16 protein-coding genes and 1 pseudogene are annotated in these 18,412 nt (G+C 62.6%); 8 read left to right on the top strand and 9 right to left on the bottom strand.

What is annotated here, in order from left to right; translation table 11 throughout:
* Window positions 1–4: 4 nt before the first annotated feature.
* Entirely contained in the window at window positions 5–1,219 is a 1,215-nt protein-coding gene (locus tag ACFOJ9_RS12800) for an AI-2E family transporter (protein WP_378979208.1), read from the bottom strand.
* A 251-nt stretch (window positions 1,220–1,470) separates the two neighbouring features.
* Window positions 1,471–3,723 (bottom strand): DNA topoisomerase IV subunit A, encoded by a 2,253-nt coding sequence (gene parC, locus ACFOJ9_RS12795; protein ID WP_378979207.1) that lies wholly within the window; start codon window positions 3,721–3,723, stop codon window positions 1,471–1,473.
* On the opposite strand from parC, the gene ACFOJ9_RS12790 reads away from it, so the two are divergent.
* Complete coding sequence (locus ACFOJ9_RS12790; protein WP_378988339.1) at window positions 3,679–3,948, top strand: hypothetical protein; 270 nt, start codon at window positions 3,679–3,681, stop codon at window positions 3,946–3,948. The genes parC and ACFOJ9_RS12790 overlap by 45 nt on opposite strands.
* A 102-nt stretch (window positions 3,949–4,050) precedes the next feature.
* Window positions 4,051–5,241 (top strand): hypothetical protein, encoded by a 1,191-nt coding sequence (locus ACFOJ9_RS12785; RefSeq protein ID WP_378979206.1) that lies wholly within the window; start codon window positions 4,051–4,053, stop codon window positions 5,239–5,241.
* Window positions 5,242–5,359: 118 nt separating this feature from the next.
* Here ACFOJ9_RS12785 and aspS read toward each other — a convergent pair whose 3' ends face one another.
* Window positions 5,360–7,150, bottom strand: coding sequence for an aspartate--tRNA ligase (gene aspS / locus ACFOJ9_RS12780; protein ID WP_378987745.1), 1,791 nt, complete (start codon window positions 7,148–7,150; stop codon window positions 5,360–5,362).
* A 212-nt stretch (window positions 7,151–7,362) separates the two neighbouring features.
* Window positions 7,363–7,839: a MarR family winged helix-turn-helix transcriptional regulator gene (locus ACFOJ9_RS12775; protein WP_378979205.1), complete on the bottom strand. Its 477-nt coding sequence runs from the start codon at window positions 7,837–7,839 to the stop codon at window positions 7,363–7,365.
* A gap of 97 nt (window positions 7,840–7,936) precedes the next feature.
* Here ACFOJ9_RS12775 and ACFOJ9_RS12770 point away from each other — a divergent pair.
* Both ACFOJ9_RS12770 and ACFOJ9_RS12765 read left to right on the top strand, forming a co-directional pair.
* Window positions 7,937–8,228: pseudogene (locus ACFOJ9_RS12770) on the top strand (antibiotic biosynthesis monooxygenase family protein).
* A gap of 25 nt (window positions 8,229–8,253) precedes the next feature.
* Window positions 8,254–8,724, top strand: coding sequence for a hypothetical protein (locus tag ACFOJ9_RS12765; protein WP_378979204.1), 471 nt, complete (start codon window positions 8,254–8,256; stop codon window positions 8,722–8,724).
* On the opposite strand, the gene ACFOJ9_RS12760 is transcribed toward ACFOJ9_RS12765, so the two are convergent.
* Window positions 8,719–9,585 carry a LysR family transcriptional regulator gene (locus tag ACFOJ9_RS12760; protein ID WP_378979203.1) on the bottom strand — a complete coding sequence of 289 codons (867 nt, stop codon included), beginning with the start codon at window positions 9,583–9,585 and terminating at the stop codon, window positions 8,719–8,721. The two genes, ACFOJ9_RS12765 and ACFOJ9_RS12760, sit on opposite strands and share 6 nt — an antisense overlap.
* Before the next feature lie 92 nt (window positions 9,586–9,677).
* Between ACFOJ9_RS12760 and ACFOJ9_RS12755 the strand changes: the two genes are divergently transcribed.
* From ACFOJ9_RS12755 to rnd, 3 genes are all read left to right on the top strand, one after another.
* The gene (locus ACFOJ9_RS12755) at window positions 9,678–10,595 is read left to right on the top strand and encodes a DMT family transporter (protein ID WP_378979202.1); all 918 of its coding nucleotides are present in this window, start codon (window positions 9,678–9,680) and stop codon (window positions 10,593–10,595) included.
* A gap of 135 nt (window positions 10,596–10,730) precedes the next feature.
* Window positions 10,731–11,975 (top strand): MFS transporter, encoded by a 1,245-nt coding sequence (locus ACFOJ9_RS12750; RefSeq protein ID WP_378979201.1) that lies wholly within the window; start codon window positions 10,731–10,733, stop codon window positions 11,973–11,975.
* Between the two features lie 75 nt (window positions 11,976–12,050).
* Window positions 12,051–13,202 carry a ribonuclease D gene (rnd, locus tag ACFOJ9_RS12745; RefSeq protein WP_378979200.1) on the top strand — a complete coding sequence of 384 codons (1,152 nt, stop codon included), beginning with the start codon at window positions 12,051–12,053 and terminating at the stop codon, window positions 13,200–13,202.
* A gap of 50 nt (window positions 13,203–13,252) precedes the next feature.
* On the opposite strand, the gene ACFOJ9_RS12740 is transcribed toward rnd, so the two are convergent.
* From ACFOJ9_RS12740 to guaB, 3 genes are read right to left on the bottom strand one after another with little or no spacing between them, the layout of a single operon-like run.
* Entirely contained in the window at window positions 13,253–13,672 is a 420-nt protein-coding gene (locus tag ACFOJ9_RS12740) for an MAPEG family protein (RefSeq protein WP_378979199.1), read from the bottom strand.
* Between the two features lie 37 nt (window positions 13,673–13,709).
* The gene (locus tag ACFOJ9_RS12735; RefSeq protein ID WP_378979198.1) at window positions 13,710–14,333 is read right to left on the bottom strand and encodes a hypothetical protein; all 624 of its coding nucleotides are present in this window, start codon (window positions 14,331–14,333) and stop codon (window positions 13,710–13,712) included.
* A complete protein-coding gene (gene guaB, locus ACFOJ9_RS12730) occupies window positions 14,284–15,786 on the bottom strand; it encodes an IMP dehydrogenase (protein ID WP_378979197.1) in 1,503 nt (500 codons plus the stop codon). The genes ACFOJ9_RS12735 and guaB overlap by 50 nt, the downstream gene beginning before the upstream one ends.
* A gap of 288 nt (window positions 15,787–16,074) precedes the next feature.
* Here guaB and ACFOJ9_RS12725 point away from each other — a divergent pair, with 288 nt between their 5' ends.
* Window positions 16,075–17,496, top strand: a complete 1,422-nt coding sequence (locus tag ACFOJ9_RS12725; RefSeq protein WP_378979196.1) for an MFS transporter — start codon at window positions 16,075–16,077, stop codon at window positions 17,494–17,496.
* Window positions 17,497–17,570: 74 nt separating this feature from the next.
* Here ACFOJ9_RS12725 and ACFOJ9_RS12720 read toward each other — a convergent pair whose 3' ends face one another.
* On the bottom strand, window positions 17,571–18,368 hold the full coding sequence (locus ACFOJ9_RS12720) for an RlmE family RNA methyltransferase (protein WP_378979195.1): 798 nt from the start codon (window positions 18,366–18,368) through the stop codon (window positions 17,571–17,573).
* Between the last annotated feature and the right edge of the window lie 44 nt (window positions 18,369–18,412).

Genomic DNA, 18,412 nt, shown 5'->3' with positions numbered 1-18,412 from the left:
CGAATCAGGCGCTGGCCTTCTTCGCCACGTCAGGTTCCGGCAAGGCCTCGATTTGCGGACCGGCTTCGATTTCGGCTGGCGAGCCGGGGACGATTTCATCGGCCAGCTCCACCTCGCGCAGCCATTCGCGCCAGATCGCGACCAGCAGGGCCATCAGCACCGGGCCGATGAACAGGCCGAGAAACCCCATGGTCTTGACGCCACCGATCAGGCCGAAAAACGTCGGCAGGAAGGGCAGTTTTATCGGCCCACCGACGAGCTTCGGGCGCAATGTCTTGTCGACGATGAACAGCTCGACCGCGCCCCAGAGGAACAGCGCCAGCCCGGCCATCGGCGACCCGCTGGCGGCGAGGTAGATCGAGATCAGCGTGAAGGACAGTGGTGCACCGCCGGGGATCAGCGCCATGACGCCGGTCAGGGCGCCTAGTGTTACCGGCGATGGCACGCCGGCCAGCCAGTAGGCAATGCCTAGCACCAGCCCCTCGCCGATGGCGATGACGGTCATGCCGGTCACCGTCGAAGAGATCGTCGCCGGCACGACGCGCGAGATCCGTTCCCATCTGGCCGGCAGGATGCGTTCGCCAAGGCGGTCGACCTGGCCGGCAAAGTGCTCGCCGTCGCGATAGGCGAAGAACAGCGCGATCATCATGAACAGCAGCGTCAACAGCAGGCCGAAAGCGCTGCCGCCGGCGGCAAGGACGCCGCGATAGATACTGCCGATGTTGGCGCCGCTGACCAGCTGGATCAGCTCACCAATGCCGCCGGGATGGCCAAAATTGGTCGTCCACTGCTCGTTCAGCCACTCGCCCACGACAGGCATGGTGGCGATCCAGTGCGGTGTCACGGCACCGTGCCGGTTGGTCTCGATCGCCCAGGCGACCCACTCGCGAACCTCGTTGATCGCGTAGGTGCCGGCGAGCGCGATCGGTATCACCAGGAAGGCGAGGATGAAGAGGATGGCAAAAGTCGCGGCGATCGTGCGGTTGCCGCTGACTGCAACGAGCAGGCGGCGGTAGAGCGGCCAGCTGGCGAAAGCGATGACGAGCGCCGCCAGCACTGGAAACAGAAACCCGTGGAAGAAATAGACGCCAGCGGCGACGATCAGCACCAGCAGCCAGCGCGCCGCCGACAGCGGCGGAATGACGGCCGACCGCAGCGGCGTCGACAGGCCGAACAGGCGCTGCTGCCGTTCCGGTTTCTGGATTCTTGCTTCCTTCAAACGCCTGCCTCTCCCAAACACCCCTCCCGCTTATGCACTGATATAGTGCAGCAATCGTGACGATAGTCCAAATGGTGATCGTGAAGCTGTGATCTCCCCCCTTGAGGGGGAGATGGCCGGCAGGCCAGAGGGGGTCGCCGCGCGTGAAGCGCTAACCTTCTCTGTTCAAGGTAGGAGGCCGCGTCCAGTCGTACCGACCCCCTCTGTCGCCTTTGGCGACATCTCCCCCTCAAGGGGGGAGATTAGCAGCGTCACCCGAACTTGCCTGTCCTCGGGAAACCCTTCGGCACCATGCGGCCGGCCGAGGCACGCGCGCCGATCCACTCAGTCAGTTCTTCACGCGACCGGGTGAAGGTGCGGTCGGCTGAATCCTGCCAGGAGAGGCCGCTCTCCAGCGTGAACGGCTTGAGATCGAGAAGGCCGCCGTCCTTGTATTTCTGCAGCCGCACACCCTTGCCGCGGCCCATCTCCGGAATCTCGGAGAGCGCGAACACCAGCATCTTGCGATTCTCGCCGACGATGGCGAGATGATCGCCGGTGACCGGGATGCAGCGCTTGGCTTCGTCCGGCGCCTTGACGTTCATCACCTGCTTGCCCTTGCGGGTGTTGGCGACGACTTCCTCCTCCGACACGATGAAACCGTTAGCGTCGTGCGAGGCCAACAACAGCTTGCGCTTCGGATCGTGAACGAAGGCGGTGACGATGTCCTGGTCGTTGTCCATGTCGACGATGATGCGGATCGGCTCGCCATGGCCGCGCCCGCCGGGCAGCCGGTCGGCGCCGATGGTGTAGAACTTGCCGCCGGTGGTGAAGACCAGCACCTTGTCGGTGGTCTGGGCATGGAAGGCGAGCTTGAGGCTGTCGCCCTCCTTGAAGGTCAGCGTCGAGAGATCGGCCAGATGCCCCTTCATCGCCCGCAGCCAGCCCTTTTCCGAAACGACCACGGTGACCGGCTCGCGCTCGATCATGGCGTGGGCGATGTCGGTCAGATCATGCTCGGGCGCGTCGGCGAACTGCGTGCGGCGCTTGCCGAGCTCGGTCTCCGGGCCGAACTTGTCGCGGATGTTGGTGACTTCCCACTTGATCGTCGCCCACTGCTTCTCGTTCGAAGCAAGCAGCGCCTCGATCTGCTTCTTCTCGGCGCTCAGGCCGTCGAATTCCTTGCGGATCTCGAATTCTTCAAGCTTGCGCAAAGCGCGCAGCCGCATGTTGAGGATGGCTTCAGCCTGGGTGTCGGTGAGCGACCAGCGGGCCATCATCACCTGCTTGGGCTCATCCTCCTCGCGGATGATCCTGATCACCTCGTCGATGTTGAGGTAGGCGATCAGGTAGCCGGCAAGAATTTCCAGCCGTCTTTCGATCTCGCCAAGCCGGTGTTTCGAGCGGCGGACCAAAACCTCGCGGCGATGCTCGAGCCATTCCTGCAGCACGCCCTTCAGCGACAGCACGTTCGGCACCTTGCCGCGCGAAAGCACGTTCATGTTGAGCGGGAAGCGGCTTTCGAGCTCGGTCAGCTTGAACAGCGATTCCATCAGGATGCCGGGATCGACCGAACGACTCTTCGGCACCAGCACGACGCGAACGTCCTCGGCGCTCTCGTCCCTGATATCCTCGAGCAGCGGCAGCTTGCGTGCCATCAAGAGCTCGGCGATCTTCTCGATCAGCCGCGCCTTCTGCACGCCATAAGGAATTTCGGTGACGACGATGCTCCAGGTGCCCCTGCCCTGGTCCTCCTGGAACCACTTCGACCGCACGCGAAAGCCGCCGCGCCCGGTTTCATAGGCTTCGAGAATAGAGGCACGGCTGTCGACGATGATGCCGCCGGTCGGAAAATCCGGACCCTGGACGAAATCCATCAGCTTCGCCACCGGCGCGTCGCGATGCTCGATCAGATGCAGTGCCGCGTCGCACAGCTCGGCCGCGTTATGCGGCGGGATCGATGTCGCCATGCCCACCGCGATACCGGACGAGCCGTTGGCCAGCAGATTCGGAAAGGCGCCGGGCAAAACCACCGGCTCCTCGTCTTCTTCATTGTAGGTCGGCCGGTAGTCGACGGCGTCTTCGGTGATGCCGGACAGAAGTTCGGTTGCCACATCGGTCATGCGCGCTTCGGTGTAGCGCATGGCGGCTGCGTTATCGCCGTCGATGTTGCCGAAATTGCCTTGCCCGTCGACCAGCGGATAGCGCATCGAAAAATCCTGCGCCAGCCGCACCAGCGCGTCATAGATCGACTGGTCGCCATGCGGATGGAACTTGCCCATCACCTCGCCGACGATGCGGGCGCATTTGGCAAAGCCCTGGTCCGGATTGAGCCGCAGCAGACGCATGGCGTGCATGATGCGGCGATGGACCGGCTTCAGTCCGTCGCGCACGTCGGGCAGCGCCCGGTGCATGATGGTCGACAGCGCATAGGCAAGATAGCGCTCTTCCAGCGCCTTCTTCAGATCGACCGGCTCGATATGATCGCCACCGCCATTTTCAGGCGGCAAAAGCCTTTTTCCCATGGGCTGGGACTAGCCGAGCGGGTGATTCGCGGCAAGAGGCAGGCAACCATGCCGGCCCTTCGGCAACATGAAACCACACACTTGACGATGTCGACCAACATCAGCCTGTTACATGCGGGTTCTATGGCCAAGCGCGACGATATCAGGCAACCGGCTCTTCATGACAAATTCACCGGTTTGCGCAAAGACGGTGGGATCGGGTTTGCCTTTCACCGTGAATTTTGACCAATGTGCCGGGACACGCCTTTTTCCCGTCCAGTTCGTCACGGAATGGTGACGGCGCAAAGAATTGAAAAACAATTTCAGGACACTCTCAGGGACCTTGCGATGACAATCAAACGCTCAACTCTTAGGAAATTCGCCCTTTCGACCTTTTTGCTCACACTGCCGCTGAATGCCGCCCTCGCCCAGGATACTGCGGTTGCCGACCGGCTGAAGGCGGCACTTTCCGCCCAGGGTGTCGACATCACCTGGACCGGCGTGACCGGTGACAACACCAGCATGTTGCTGCAGGGCGTGGCCATCAAACCGGCGGCGGAAAAGGAAGCCCTTCCCATCGGCGATGTCAAACTTGAAGGCGTCACCGAGGCAAATGGCGGCTATGACATCGCCACCGTGTCGACCGCTGCCTTCACGCACAGCAAGGATGGCGTCACCCTCGATCTCAGCCCTTTCGTCATCCATGACATGACGGTTCCGGCCGATGGCGCCACCGGCCCGCTCGGCTCGCTGATGATGTACAAGTCGGCCGAACTGTCGAACATGACCGTCAAGGTCGCCGACAAGACCGCCTTCTCGATGGATGGGCTTGCCGTCGAGATCACGCCGCCGGCGGACGGCAAGGCGATGGAATTCACCGCCACCACGGAAAAGTTCAACGCCGACCTGACGCTGGTCGACGACCCCAAGTCCAAGGAAGTCATCAACGCGCTCGGCTACCAGAACATCGCGGGCAATCTCGAGATGGCCGGCACCTGGCAGCCTTCAGACGGCAAGATGGAACTGTCGAAATATGACATCTCCGTCGAGAATGCCGGCACGCTCGGCATGACCTTCGATCTCGGCGGCTACACCATGGACTTCATCAAGTCGCTGCAGGAAATGCAGAAGAAGATGGCGGCACAGCCTGAAGGCGCCGACAATTCGGCGCAAGGCATGGCCATGCTCGGCCTGTTGCAGCAGCTTTCGTTCAACAGCGCCTCGATCCGCTTCGACGACGATTCGCTGACCAACAAGGTGCTGGACTATGTCGGCAAGCAGCAAGGCATGTCCGGCAAGGACATCGCCAACCAGGCCAAGGCGATCGTGCCGTTCGGCATGGCGCAGCTCAACAATCCCGAGCTGACGGCGCAGGTCACGGCCGCGGTCAGCAAATATCTCGACGATCCGAAGAGCCTGGAGATTTCGGCCGAGCCGCCGGCATCGGTACCGTTCGCGCTGATCATGGCGGGCGCCATGTCCAACCCGCTCGACCTGCCGAAGACGCTCGGCGTCACCGTCAAGGCCAACGAAGACTGATCGAAGCGACCTCAAGATCAAGAAAAAGCCCGGCAGCGATGCCGGGCTTTTTCTTGGGATTAGCGAATCGAAAGAATCGGTTCGGGTGGTTCTTTAAAGCATCGCCCGAAGCGTTCGATCACGCGTCCTTCTTGGGCATCGCAACGCGTAGCGCCAGGTCGCGAAGCTGCTGCGGGCTCGCTTCCGAGGGCGCGCTCATCAACAAATCATAGGCCTGCTGGTTCATCGGGAACATGGTGATCTCGCGCAGGTTCTTCGCCCCGAGCAGCAGCATGACGACGCGGTCGACGCCGGCAGCCATGCCGCCATGCGGCGGCGCGCCATACTGGAAGGCGCGGTAGAGGCCGCCAAAGCGCTCCTCGACCGTGGCGCGATCCAGCCCGACCGTCTCGAACGCCTTGACCATGGTTTCGGGCAGATGGTTGCGGATGCCGCCGCTCGCGATCTCGAAACCGTTGCAGACCATGTCGTACTGGAACGCCTTGATGCCGAGCAGATCCTCGCCGTTCAGCGCGTCGATGCCGCCCTGCGGCATCGAGAACGGGTTGTGGGCGAAGTCGATCTTCTTCTCTTCCTCGTTCCACTCGAAGAACGGGAAGTCGACGATCCAGCACAGTTCGAAACGCTCGCGGTCGACAAGGTTCAGTTCCTCGCTGGCACGGGTGCGCGCAGCGCCTGCAAAGGAGACGAACTTCTTCGGGTCGCCGGCGACGAAGAAAGCGGCGTCGCCGTCGGCAAGGCCGAGCTGAAGGCGGATCGCCTCGGTGCGCTCCTCGCCGATATTCTTGGCCAGCGGGCCGGCGCCTTCGAGCTTGTCGCCCTCCTTGCGCCAGAAGATGTAGCCGAGGCCCGGCTGGCCCTCGCCCTGCGCCCAGGAATTCATGCGGTCGCAGAAGGCGCGGCTGCCGCCGGTCTTGGCCGGAATGCCCCACACCGCGGCCTTCGGATCGTTGGCCAGGATGTTGGCAAACACCTTGAAGCCGGAGTCGCGAAAATGGTCGGAGACAGCCTGCATCTCGATCGGGTTGCGCAGGTCCGGCTTGTCGGTACCGTATTTGCGCATGGCGACATCATAGGGGATGCGCTGGAAGTTCTGCGTCACCGGCTTGCCGTTGGCGAAGGTCTCGAAGACCCCGCGCATCACCGGTTCCATGGTCGACAGCACGTCGTCCTGCTCGACGAAGCTCATTTCGAGGTCGAGCTGGTAGAATTCGCCGGGCAGACGGTCGGCGCGCGGGTCCTCGTCGCGGAAGCAGGGGGCGATCTGGAAGTAGCGGTCGAAGCCCGACACCATGATCAGTTGCTTGTACTGCTGCGGCGCCTGCGGCAGCGCGTAGAAGGTGCCGGGGTGGATGCGCGACGGCACCAGGAAGTCGCGCGCGCCTTCCGGCGACGAGGCGGTGAGGATCGGCGTCGAGAATTCTGTGAAGCCGACATCGGTCATGCGCTTGCGCATCTCGGCGATGATTTTCGTGCGCGCCACGATGTTCTTGTGCAGCGTATCGCGGCGCAGGTCGAGGAAGCGGTATTTCAGGCGGATGTCCTCGGGATAGTCCGGCTCGCCGAACACCGGCAGCGGCAATTCCTTGGCCGCCGACAGCACTTCGATCTCGCGGGCGAAAATCTCGATCTCGCCGGTCGGCAAGTTGGCATTGGTGGTGTCGGGCAAGCGCGCCTTGACCTCGCCGTCGACACGGATGACCCATTCGCCGCGCACGGTCTCGGCGACCTTGAAGGCCGGCGAATCGGGGTCGGCGACGATCTGGGTCAGGCCATAATGGTCGCGCAGGTCGATAAAGAGCAGGCCGCCATGATCGCGCACGCGATGCACCCAACCCGACAGGCGAACGGTCGAGCCGACGTCGCTCTTCCTCAACTGGGCACAGGTATGGCTGCGGTAACGGTGCATTGTCATTGGCAAAGTCCGGGGTGCTGGGTTGCGGGCCGAAGCATTACAGCCCGGCCGGAAAATTTGCGCGAAAAGCGCATGAGAGGCCGGATTTGTCAAGGCAAGTGGACTTCCGTGTCCATGGTGTTCGCCGCCCGGTAGCCGCAGCGAGGCAGCGCGAGGATCAGCGCGGCGCTCAGCCTGTGAAGGAAACCACCACAGGGCCACAACCGTCAGGCTTGCTCTTCAGCTTCATCGTTGCCTTCCAGTTTTTTCCGCAGCGCCGTCATGATCCTGTGCGTGGTGTTGATGTCCTCGACCAGCAGTCCATCCGCGAGGTTTTCGATCCAGGGCGCCTGCAAATGCATCGCGGCATCGAAAGTCTGTCTTCCCTTGTCAGTCAAAACGACAAGCTGCGCACGCTGGTGATGCGGGTTGGCCTCGAAGGCGACGAGCCCCTCCCTATGCAGGTCGTTGACGATCCGCTGGACGTTCTGGCGGCTGGCTCCCAGATCGCGCGCCAGCCACGCGACCGGCTGAGGGCGTTCGGCGGTCACGACAGCGCCGAGAATCTGCCAGCGGGCGCTCGTCAAACCGAGGTCGGCGACCAGCCGGTCACCCGATGTGAGCATTCGGCTGTTGAGCCTGAACAGGTCGAGAACGAGATCAGTCAAGGCATCACCGGCAGGTGTCCGCTTGGAATCAGGCATATGACATCCTATATTGATATTGACATCATGTTGTCAAATACATATGTAATCAGCGTAACAGATTGACACCATAACACCATATTAAACGGAGCCTATCATGTCGCTCATGCGCCCACTGGACCCCGCTTTCCCGATTGACCGCCAGATCGCGATCGATGCCACCGCCATCGTGCTGGTCAACGTCTTCACGCTCGACAAGACCGACGAGCAGACCTTCCGGCGCAAGTCCGGCCTATTTCAATTATGCCATATGGGAATCGACCGCCGCCTTCCGGGCAGCATTCTCCAATCCGGAATTCCGGGCAAAACTCTCGGCCTATCCGTCCTCGGCCGTCGCCTCTCCGCATCTGTTCCAGAAGGTTGCGGTGCCGGGCATCTGCGTCGCATAGCCACGCGCAAGAACGGCGGAAAATCATGATCAAGATTATCCATCCAATCGCAGGCGCGCTCGCGTTTCTCACGATCGCAACCTTCTGGCTTTCGACCGCCGTGGCCGAACTCTTTGCCTCGGAGGCGACAGTCGTCGTCGTCAAGACGGCCATACCGTGGGGCTTCCTGCTGCTGATTCCGGCATTGGCGGCAGCGGGAGGCTCGGGCTTCGCATCGGCAAAGGGACGGCGGGCTGGCCTCGTGGGCACCAAGATCAAGCGCATGCCATGGATAGCCGCCAACGGCCTCCTTGTTCTCATCCCCTCCGCACTGTTCCTCGCATCCAAGGCGAAAGCCGGCGAGTTCGACACCAGCTTCTACGCCGTGCAGGCGCTCGAATTGGCCGCCGGCGCGACGAACATCACCCTGCTCGGCCTCAACATGCGCGACGGGTTCAAAATGAAGGGCCGGTTCCGCCGTCGGCCCGCTCGGCCCGTCAAAGCATCACCTCTATGAGCCAAGCGCCGACAGCCGGAGGCGATGGGCAAGGTGATCTACGACCAGTAGAGCGCTGGCGGAAGACGTCTCGGCCCGGTGAAGACGGATTTCTGCCCCGGGCAGCGACGGTACGTGTCGGCCTGGACGGATGCTGCGCAGGCCAGGCGCAAGCATGCTGCCTTTGACCACGGTGACCGCCAGGCCCTGTTCGACGATTGCCTCCGTGGCTGAAAGGCTCGGGCTGACATAGGCCAATCGCCATGGCCGGCCTGCTTTGTTGAGCGCCTCAATGGCCCAGGAACGAAACAAGCAATCGGGGCTCGACAGAGCGACGGGCAGAGGATCGAGTTCCTCGACAGCATGGGCCGCCGCCGCCGCCCAAATCGCCCTTTCGCGGCATATCAGATCACCCTCGACTGTGCCTTCCGGATGCATGGCGATGACAGCGTCGAACGACGACCCAAGTCGTTTGAGGAGTCGGGCAGTGAGACCGATCTCCATTTCGACCTGTACGAACGGAAATCGCTCAGCGATGTCTGCGAGGAGGCGCGGCAGGATCTTGGTGCCATAGTCTTCCATGACCCCGATGCGAACCTGTCCGGCCACCCGCTGACTGGAAACACGTGCAATCGCCTGCTCACCGAGAGCAAGAATGCGGCGGGCATCGATCAGAAAGCCCTCCCCGGCGGCCGTCAGTTCGACGCGCGCTGTCGAGCGTCGGAACAAGATGGTCTCGAGACGCCCCTCAAGACGTTTCACCTGCAAGCTGATGGCCGCCTGCGTTCTATTGAGCTGCTCGGCGGCTCGCGTGAACGAGAGGCGCTCGGCGACGACGACGAAGGCCCGCAGCAGGTCCGGATCGAGACTCGGGGTATTCATAGCGGAACATTATCAAACTCATTGAGCTTATTCGATTCCTTTTGACCCGCCTGCCCGATATCGCTGGCTCCAAGCCGGCAAGGTCAGGAACAATGGAAATTACAGGGGTGCTCGCCGCCATTCTCTCCAGCGCTTTTGGGGGCACCGCCGTTGGCGCAACGCGATATCTCGCGGGCACGCTCGATCCTCTCACTATCGGTGCGGTCCGGTTCGGCGGCGGCTTTCTGGTTTTGGCCGCCGTAGCTCTTTGGCGGCGAGACAGGTGGCCGCCGAAGAGCGACTGGCTCGGCACTGGTGCATTGGGTCAGCTGTTCTTCGGCCTGTTTCCCGTGCTCTTCAATGGAGCCCTTGTCTACACGACGGCAGCGCGAGGTGCGCTCGCGCTTTCGACACTACCTCTGCTCACCATGCTTGCCGGGGCAGTTCTGAGGATCGAGCCGCCGACCATCCGCAAGATCGTCGGTGTCCTGATCGCAATGGCAGGGGTGGCCGTCGCGCTCGGCACGAGCCTGACGACTGCTCCCCCAAATGCCTGGCGCGGAGATCTCCTCATGGTCGCGGCTGCCTTCTGCATGGCGCTCTACAACGTCTGGTCGCGACCATTTCTATCCCGCACCGCGCCGATCCCGTTCGTGGCGTTTGGCATGGGCGTGGGCGCAGTCTGCCTATCGGTCCTGGTGGTTTCGAACGGAGGCTTCGCGCGACTTGCCACTCTCAGCGCACCTCAGTGGATCGCGAGCGGATATCTGGCCATAATTTGCGGCGCCTTCATTTTCTTCCTCTGGGCATTCGCGCTCGAGCGCGCGTCGCCGACACTGGTTGCCGTCTCCGTTGCGGTAAATCCGGTGACGGCATCGATCTTCGGTGTCGTCTTCCTGGGCGAACAGGTAAGCGCGAACCTGATTGTCGGGCTGATGGCAGTCCTCGCCGGAATAGGTATCGCAACGGGAGCAGCCGAGCGGCTCGGCCTGTGGCCCGACGATCGGCAGTCACGTCGCCGGCAGCGCTGAGCGCAGACCAAAGCGAAATGCGCGAAACGAATCCAGGCGAACGCGGCGATCATCCCTGTTGGCGCAGGGAATTGCTGCTGGCGTTGGCGAAGGCGATGGTCCAATAAGGGATCACCGACACGTGATCGCCTCTTCATGTCCTCCATCCGTCCGCTGATCCCGCTCCTTCTCGCCGCAGGCATCCTGCTCGGCGGCAATGGGCTGCAGAGCACGCTGATTGCCTTGCGCGGCGCGCAGGAAGGGTTTTCGGCCTCCGACATCGGCCTGATGGGCACCTTCTATTTCGCCGGCTTCCTGCTCGGCTGCCTGGCCATTACCCGCATCATGAAGGCGGTCGGCCATATCAGGGCGTTTTCGGCGCTGGCGGCGATCGCCTCGGTCGGCACCTTGCTGCTGGTGCTTGTTCTCGATCCGGTGATGTGGTGCGCGGTGCGCTTTGCCGGCGGTTTCTGCTTCGCCGGGCTGTTCACCATCGTCGAAAGCTGGCTGAATTCCGGCGTCGCCAACAAGGATCGCGCCCGCGTGCTGGCGATCTACCGGATGGTCGACACCGGTTCCGTGACCGGCGCCCAGTTCCTGATCCCGGTCTTCGGCGCCGGCGGGTTCGCCATCTTCGCCATCATGTCGATCATGATCACGTTGTCGCTGGTGCCGGTTTCGCTCGGCGACCGCTCCAACCCGACGCCGCCCGAGGACGTCAAGCTCGACCTGGCGCGCGTCTGGCGGATTTCGCCGCTGGGCTGCTTCGGCTGCATCGCCGTCGGCGTCACCAACAGCGCCTTTCGCACCTTGTCGCCGGTTTATGCCGAGCAGATCGGCATGTCGGTCGCCGATGTCGTCACCTTCGTCAGCGTCGGCATCTTCGGCGGCGCCATCATCCAGTATCCGCTCGGTTACCTCTCTGACCGCTGGGACCGGCGCCGGGTGCTGTTGATCACGACCTGCTGCGCGATGTTTTCAGCATTGGCGCTGGTGTTCATTGCCGGCAGCAATCCAGCGCTCAACTTCATCCTCATCTTCATCTTCGGCTGTTTCGCCATGCCGCTCTATTCGCTGTCGGCGGCGCATTCCAACGACCGCGCCGACACCGGCGAGTTCGTGCTGATCAACGCGGCCTTGATGCTGTTCTATTCCTTCGGCGCCATTGGCGGGCCGTTCGCCGCCTCGACGGCGATGCAATATTTCGGACCGGGCGCCCTGTTTGTGTTCAGTGCCGTGGTCTATGCGATCTTCATCGCCGTCATTCTCTACCGGATGCAGGCCCGGTCAAGCGTGCCGGCAGGCAGGCGCAGCCGCTTCACCGCGCTCTTGCGCACCTCGACGGTTTTCGCACGGTTGGCCAAGAGAAACGGCGATTCCGACGGACCGACGGGGTCGTGACGATGGTGCCAAAGCTTGACGAAAGCCCCGCCTGCTGAAATCTAGGAAGACCTTACTCCTGCCAAAAGCGATTTGATGAACGTCATCACCACCCAGAAAGAACTCGAGACCGTTCTCGCCGCTTTCGAAAAGTCGGATTTCGTCACCGTCGACACCGAATTCATTCGGGAAACGACCTTTTGGCCGATCCTATGCCTGATCCAGATGGCCGCACCCGGCGTGACAGCGCTGATCGATCCGCTGTCGTCAGACATCGACCTGAAGCCGTTCTTCAAGCTGATGGCCAATGAAGCGGTGGTCAAAGTCTTCCACGCCGCGCGGCAGGACATCGAAATCATCGTCCACCTCGGCGATCTGGTTCCGCATCCGGTGTTCGACACGCAAGTGGCGGCAATGGTCTGCGGCTTCGGCGACAGTGTTTCCTACGATCAGCTCGTGCAGCGCATTACCGGCGCGCGGCTCGACAAGTCATCGCGCTTCACCGATTGGCGCCACCGGCCGCTTTCCGACAAGCAGCTCGACTACGCGCTGGCCGACGTCACCCATCTGATCGAGGTCTATCAGCACCTCAGCGCCGAACTGGAGCGGGAAAACCGCGCCCATTGGCTCAACGAGGAAATGGAGGTCCTGACCTCGCGCGAAACCTATGATCCGCATCCCGAGGACGCCTGGAAGCGCCTGAAGATGCGGCTACGCAAACCGCAGGAACTGGCGATCGTGCAGGGCGTGGCGGCATGGCGCGAGCGTGAAGCGCGCGAACGCGACGTGCCGCGCGGCCGCGTGCTCAAGGACGATGCGATCTACGAGGTGGCGCAGCAGGCGCCGCGCGACGCGGCAGCGCTTGGCAAGCTGCGCACGACGCCGAAGGGCTGGGAGCGCTCCTCGACGGCAACGGCGCTGCTTGGCGCGGTCAACACCGCGCTTGCCTTGCCCAAGGAGCAGATGCCGAAGCTGCCGAAGAATTTCCAGCCACCCGAGGGCTCGAGCGCCGCGGCGGAACTGTTGAAGGTGCTGCTCCGGATCGTCGCCGAAAAGGAAGGCGTCGCCTCGAAAGTGCTGGCCTCCAGCGACGACATCGACCGCATCGCCGCCGAGGGCGAGGAGGCCGACGTACCGGCCTTGCAGGGCTGGCGCCGCGCGGTGTTCGGCGAGGCAGCGCTCAAGCTGGTGCGCGGCGAGATCGGCATCAAGTTCGACAAGCGCAAGATCGCGCTGTTTGATCTGTAGACGAGCGTTCTTTCCTTCTCCCCTTGTGGGAGAAGGGAGAACTGCTCTGCTCAGACCACTGTGAGCAGATGCAGCGCGAACCAGATCCAGCCCAGCAAAAGAATCACCGCTCCGACGAAGAAAGAGCGGCTGCGCAGCAACAGATTGTTGCTGGTCAGGTGAACCCAGGCATGGAAATAGCGCGACGCGACAAAAATCCACATCAGCGCCAGGGTCAGATAGTTGACGCCGTTGGTCAGGTGCAGCGTCAGGCACAGCACATAGAAGAGCACCGGCAGTTCGAACTGGTTGGTGAGATTGGCGGCAACGGTGATGCTGGAGGCCGGCTCGGCCGAACGCACCTTGAACTGACCGGCCTTGGCTTCACCTGACTTGACTGCGCCGTATCTGCGACGACCCAGGACTGCGTAGACGATGTAGATCAGCAGCACATGCGCCAGAACAGGCCAGAAGATCGTGGTCTGGTTCATGAAGTGCCCTCTGCCCGGTTGGGTTTTGCTTGCGGCGTCAAGCCTGGCGTTTCTGGCCTGCCAGCCAGAAGGCGGCAATGACGATCACCGGAACAGCGAAAAGCGCGAATTTGGTGACGATCAGCGACGAGGCGAAAGACAGCGAGTCCGGGTTCGCCGACAGGAAATCGGACAGAAGCCGTGCCAGCGCGAGATTCTGGGCGTAGTCGGCAAGCGTGTAGGGCAGCACCAGGACCACCGCGAAGATCGACTGCATTTGTGCCGTCAGCCCGCGGAAAGCCTTCAATCGCCGGCCGGTGGCCAGGATCAGGCTGACCAGCGTCACCGACAGCAGCACCGGGAACAAGAGATCGAAGGTCAGATAGTGCCAGACGAGAATGATCTCGCCGCCGCGCCGGCCGAGCGCCGTCAGCCAGGCCATGCCTTCGTCGGGCGTAAACCCGAAAATACGCATGTCGAGTGATGGCAAGCCGCCGCTCAACTGGCGGAAGTAGAAGAATTCCAGCGCCGTCATGACGATGAAAACCACCGCCGACAGGAAACAGAGTGCGGCCGCGTGGCGCGACAGCCGCAGGATCGTTGCCGTCAGGTTCCGCCCGAGCCCGTACTGGTCAGGCTCCGCCGGGATAATTCGGGCTTTCGCGGGTAATCGTGACGTCATGGGCGTGGCTTTCACGAAGTCCGGCATTGGATATGCGCACAAAGGTGGCGCGCTCGCGGAAATCGGCAAGGTCGCGGCCACCAACATAACCCATAGCGGCTTTCAGGCCGCCTGCAAGCTGGTGCAGCACTCCAGACACAGGTCCCTTGTAGGGAACCTGGCCCTCAATGCCTTCCGGAACCAGTTTCAGCGTGTCGCGCACCTCGGCCTGGAAGTAGCGATCGGCGGAGCCGCGGGCCATGGCACCGACCGAACCCATGCCGCGATACGCCTTGAACGAGCGGCCCTGGTGCAGATAGACCTCGCCCGGGCTTTCGTCGGTTCCGGCCAGCAGCGAGCCGATCATGGCGGCACTTGCGCCGGCGGCGAGCGCCTTGGCGAGATCGCCGGAATATTTGATGCCGCCATCGGCGATCACCGAGACGCCTGATTTGTGCGCGGTCTCGACCGCCGACATGATGGCCGAGAGCTGCGGCACGCCGACGCCGGCAACGATGCGGGTGGTGCAGATGGAGCCCGGACCGATGCCGACCTTGACGGCGTCGGCACCGGCGTCGATCAGCGCCTGCGTGCCCGCGGCGGTGGCGACGTTGCCGGCCAGGATGCGAACCGAGTTGGAGAGCTTCTTGGCGCGCGTCACCGCGTCCAGCACGCGCTGCGAGTGGCCATGCGCGGTGTCGATCACCAGAAGGTCGACGCCGGCATCAATGAGACGTTCGGCGCGCTCATAGCCGTCATCACCGACGCTGGTGGCGGCGGCGGCGCGCAAGCGGCCCTGCGCGTCCTTGGTGGCGTGCGGGTTGAGCTGCGACTTCTCGATGTCCTTGACGGTGATCAGTCCGACGCAATTGCCCCTGATATCGACGACGACCAGCTTTTCGATGCGGTGCTGGTGCAGAAGCCGCTTGGCCTCGTCCTGGTCGACGTTCTCCTTGACCGTGATCAGGTTGTCGCGGGTCATCAGTTCATGGACCTTCTGCGCCGGATCGGACGCAAAGCGCACGTCGCGATTGGTCAGGATGCCGATCAGGCGTCCGATCTTGTGGCCACCGCTGCCGCCGTTCTCAACCACCGGAATGCCCGAGATCGAATAGCTGCGCATCAGGCCCAGCGCGTCGGCGAGCGTCGCGTCGGGGCCGATGGTGACGGGATTGACCACCATGCCGGATTCGAATTTCTTGACCTGCCGCACCTGCTCAGCCTGTTCGGCCGGCGAGAAATTGCGGTGGATGACGCCAATGCCACCGGCCTGGGCCATGGCGATGGCAAGCCGCGCCTCGGTGACGGTGTCCATCGCCGCCGACAGGATCGGCACGTTGAGGTCGATGTCGCCGGCGATGCGGGTGCGGACATCGGTTTCGCCGGGCATCACCTCGGAATGACCGGGCTGCAGCAGCACGTCGTCAAAGGTCAGCGCCAATGCGCCGGTGGACGTTTCTATGATTTTTGCCATGGCCAGTCCTCGGAATACAGAAAAAGCGCTTGACCAGAATGGACAGCGCCGACTCGTCTTCTTCCCTTTCAGGATTGGCGCTGGCTCGTAACACGTCCCGGCGCCAATGAAAAGCCGATGATTTCGCGCTCTCGGAAAGGTGACTTTTCGCCCAAGGAATGCCACCTGTGGTTGCCGGTCGCACAAAAGTGACAGCAAATTAATGCGACATCCAGGCAAAGGCATGATAACCGCCGCCTCAAGGCCGACATGCAATCGGCGACGCAACATTCAGTCTGGACGCGTTCCTTGAATCGCACCATCCCGCTCATACTGGCGGTCGCCCTTTTCATGGAAAACATGGATTCGACCGTCATCGCGACATCATTGCCGGCGATCGCCATCGACATCCACACCAGCCCGATCGCGCTGAAGCTGGCGCTGACTGCCTATCTGGTATCGCTGGCGATCTTCATTCCGATCAGCGGCTGGATGGCCGACCGTTTCGGCGCCAAGAATGTCTTTCGTGCCGCGATCGCGGTCTTCATCGTCGGTTCGATCGCCTGCGCGCTCTCCGGCTCGCTGCCTGCATTCGTGGTGTCGCGCTTCCTGCAAGGCATTGGCGGCGCCATGATGACGCCGGTCGGGCGGCTGGTGCTGGTGCGCGCTACGCCGAAAAGCGAACTCGTCGCGGCGATGTCCTGGCTGACCGTGCCTGCACTGGTCGGGCCGCTGGTCGGACCACCGGTCGGCGGCTTCATCACCACCTATTTCACCTGGCACTGGATCTTCCTGATCAATGTGCCGATCGGCGTGGTCGGCATCTGGCTGGCAACACGTTTCCTGCCGGAGACCGAACCCGCGCAGACCCCGCCACTTGATTTCATCGGCTTCGTGCTGAGCGGGCTGGCGGCATCCGGCGTGGTGTTCGGCCTGTCGGTGGTCAGCTTGCCCTATCTGCCGCCAATCGTCGGTGTCATCACAGTAGCGACTGGCCTCGTGTCGGGAGCGCTCTATCTGCTACACGCGCGCCACGCCAAAAACCCGCTGCTGGCGCTCGAACTGTTCCGCAACCAGGTGTTCCGCTCATCGGTCCTCGGCGGGGGATTGTTCCGCATCGGCATTGGCGCCGTGCCGTTCCTGCTGCCGCTGATGTTCCAGATCGGCTTTGGGCTGACGCCATTCCAGTCCGGCATGATCACCTTCGTCTCGGCGATCGGCGCCATCGGTATGAAATTCGTCACCGCACTGATCTTCCGCGTCGCCGGCTTCCGTCGCGTGCTGGTCGTCGGTTCGCTGGTCGCCGCGGCCTCGATCGCCATCAACGGCCTGTTCACACCCGACACACCCTATCTGCTGATGCTGGCCATGTTGCTGGTCGGCGGCTTCATCCGCTCGATGTTCTTCACCGGCGTCAATGCGCTCGCCTATGCCGAGGTTTCGGCTGAAGACACCAGCAAGGCGACGCCGATTACAGCGGTCTTCCAGCAGCTGTCGGTCGCGCTCGGCGTGGCGCTGGCCGGCGGAATCCTGGAAGTATCGACGTCAATCCATGGCGGCCCGCTGGCGCTGGACGACTTCCACATTGCCTTCTTCATCGTTGCAGCGGTCTCGGCGGCGGCATCGCTATCCTTCATCCGGCTGGCACCCGATGCCGGCAACGCCATCTCCGGCCACGGCCGGCTGACAACACCCAAGACGCTGGAAACGGTAAGCCCACCCGGCAATTGATGCGGCTTACGCTTCGGGCTCGTCCTCTGGACGTTCCGATCCGCCTGACGGCGGACCGGCGGTGGGTTGCCCTGTCAGTCGTCGGCGTCCCCCGGCCCTTCGCTATGGCTCCGGGCGCTCAAGGCCTTCGGAACGTCCACTGGACGTTCCGATCCGCCTGACGGCGGACCGGCCTCTCGCCCCTTGAAGTCCTTGGCCAGCAGGTAGAGCTCGACCGATTCATCCCGCGACGCCGGCGGCTTGACGTGATGGACGGAGCGGAAGTTCTTCTTGAGCATGGAGAGGAGCTCGTTTTCGGCGCCGCCCTGGAAGGTCTTGGCGAGGAAATGGCCGCCCGGCTTCAGCACCGACAGCGCAAAATCGGCCGCCACCTCGCACAGATGCATGGTGCGGATATGGTCGGTCCGCTTGTGGCCGGTGGTCGGTGCCGCCATGTCGGACAGCACGATATCCGGATCGCCACCCAGCGCCTCGGCCAGCTTTTGCGGCGCCAACGGATCGAGGAAATCCATCAACAGCACCGGTGCGCCGGGCACGGCGTCCATTTCGAGATAATCGATGCCGATGACATGCGGCTTGTCGGCCGTCGATTTCGTGCGCGCTGCCGCGACCTGGCACCAGCCGCCGGGGGCAGCGCCCAGATCGATCACCTTCATGCCAGGTTTCAGGAGATGATGCTTGTCGTCGATCTCAATCAGCTTGTAGGCCGAACGCGAGCGATAGCCGTCAGCCTTGGAGCGCTGGACATAGGGATCGTTGATGTGGCGCTGCAGCCAGCGGCGCGACGATTCCTTCAGGCCGCTCTTCTTCTTGATCCGTGTCTTCAGCACGCGAATGCTGGCTGATCCTGGTTTTTCCGGTTTCTTGGTCATTGTTTGATTTCTTGTCTGAGTTTTCTCGCTCGCCGGGTTGTGGC

Source organism: Mesorhizobium cantuariense, from assembly GCF_042647205.1.
In the GTDB taxonomy this organism is placed as follows: domain Bacteria; phylum Pseudomonadota; class Alphaproteobacteria; order Rhizobiales; family Rhizobiaceae; genus Mesorhizobium; species Mesorhizobium cantuariense.
This window is presented reverse-complemented; position numbering and strand designations above follow the sequence as displayed.

What these genes read in the sequence shown, in the direction of transcription:
- aspS (WP_378987745.1), bottom strand. Translation starts at nt 7,150, where the DNA reads ATGCACCGTTACCGCAGCCATACCTGTGCCCAGTTGAGGAAGAGCGAC.
- ACFOJ9_RS12755 (WP_378979202.1), top strand. Translation starts at nt 9,678, where the DNA reads ATGGAAATTACAGGGGTGCTCGCCGCCATTCTCTCCAGCGCTTTTGGG.
- ACFOJ9_RS12775 (WP_378979205.1), bottom strand. Translation starts at nt 7,839, where the DNA reads ATGCCTGATTCCAAGCGGACACCTGCCGGTGATGCCTTGACTGATCTC.
- ACFOJ9_RS12750 (WP_378979201.1), top strand. Translation starts at nt 10,731, where the DNA reads ATGTCCTCCATCCGTCCGCTGATCCCGCTCCTTCTCGCCGCAGGCATC.
- parC (WP_378979207.1), bottom strand. Translation starts at nt 3,723, where the DNA reads ATGGGAAAAAGGCTTTTGCCGCCTGAAAATGGCGGTGGCGATCATATC.
- ACFOJ9_RS12790 (WP_378988339.1), top strand. Translation starts at nt 3,679, where the DNA reads ATGATCGCCACCGCCATTTTCAGGCGGCAAAAGCCTTTTTCCCATGGG.
- ACFOJ9_RS12760 (WP_378979203.1), bottom strand. Translation starts at nt 9,585, where the DNA reads ATGAATACCCCGAGTCTCGATCCGGACCTGCTGCGGGCCTTCGTCGTC.
- ACFOJ9_RS12740 (WP_378979199.1), bottom strand. Translation starts at nt 13,672, where the DNA reads ATGAACCAGACCACGATCTTCTGGCCTGTTCTGGCGCATGTGCTGCTG.
- ACFOJ9_RS12735 (WP_378979198.1), bottom strand. Translation starts at nt 14,333, where the DNA reads ATGACGTCACGATTACCCGCGAAAGCCCGAATTATCCCGGCGGAGCCT.
- ACFOJ9_RS12785 (WP_378979206.1), top strand. Translation starts at nt 4,051, where the DNA reads ATGACAATCAAACGCTCAACTCTTAGGAAATTCGCCCTTTCGACCTTT.
- ACFOJ9_RS12720 (WP_378979195.1), bottom strand. Translation starts at nt 18,368, where the DNA reads ATGACCAAGAAACCGGAAAAACCAGGATCAGCCAGCATTCGCGTGCTG.
- guaB (WP_378979197.1), bottom strand. Translation starts at nt 15,786, where the DNA reads ATGGCAAAAATCATAGAAACGTCCACCGGCGCATTGGCGCTGACCTTT.
- ACFOJ9_RS12765 (WP_378979204.1), top strand. Translation starts at nt 8,254, where the DNA reads ATGATCAAGATTATCCATCCAATCGCAGGCGCGCTCGCGTTTCTCACG.
- rnd (WP_378979200.1), top strand. Translation starts at nt 12,051, where the DNA reads ATGAACGTCATCACCACCCAGAAAGAACTCGAGACCGTTCTCGCCGCT.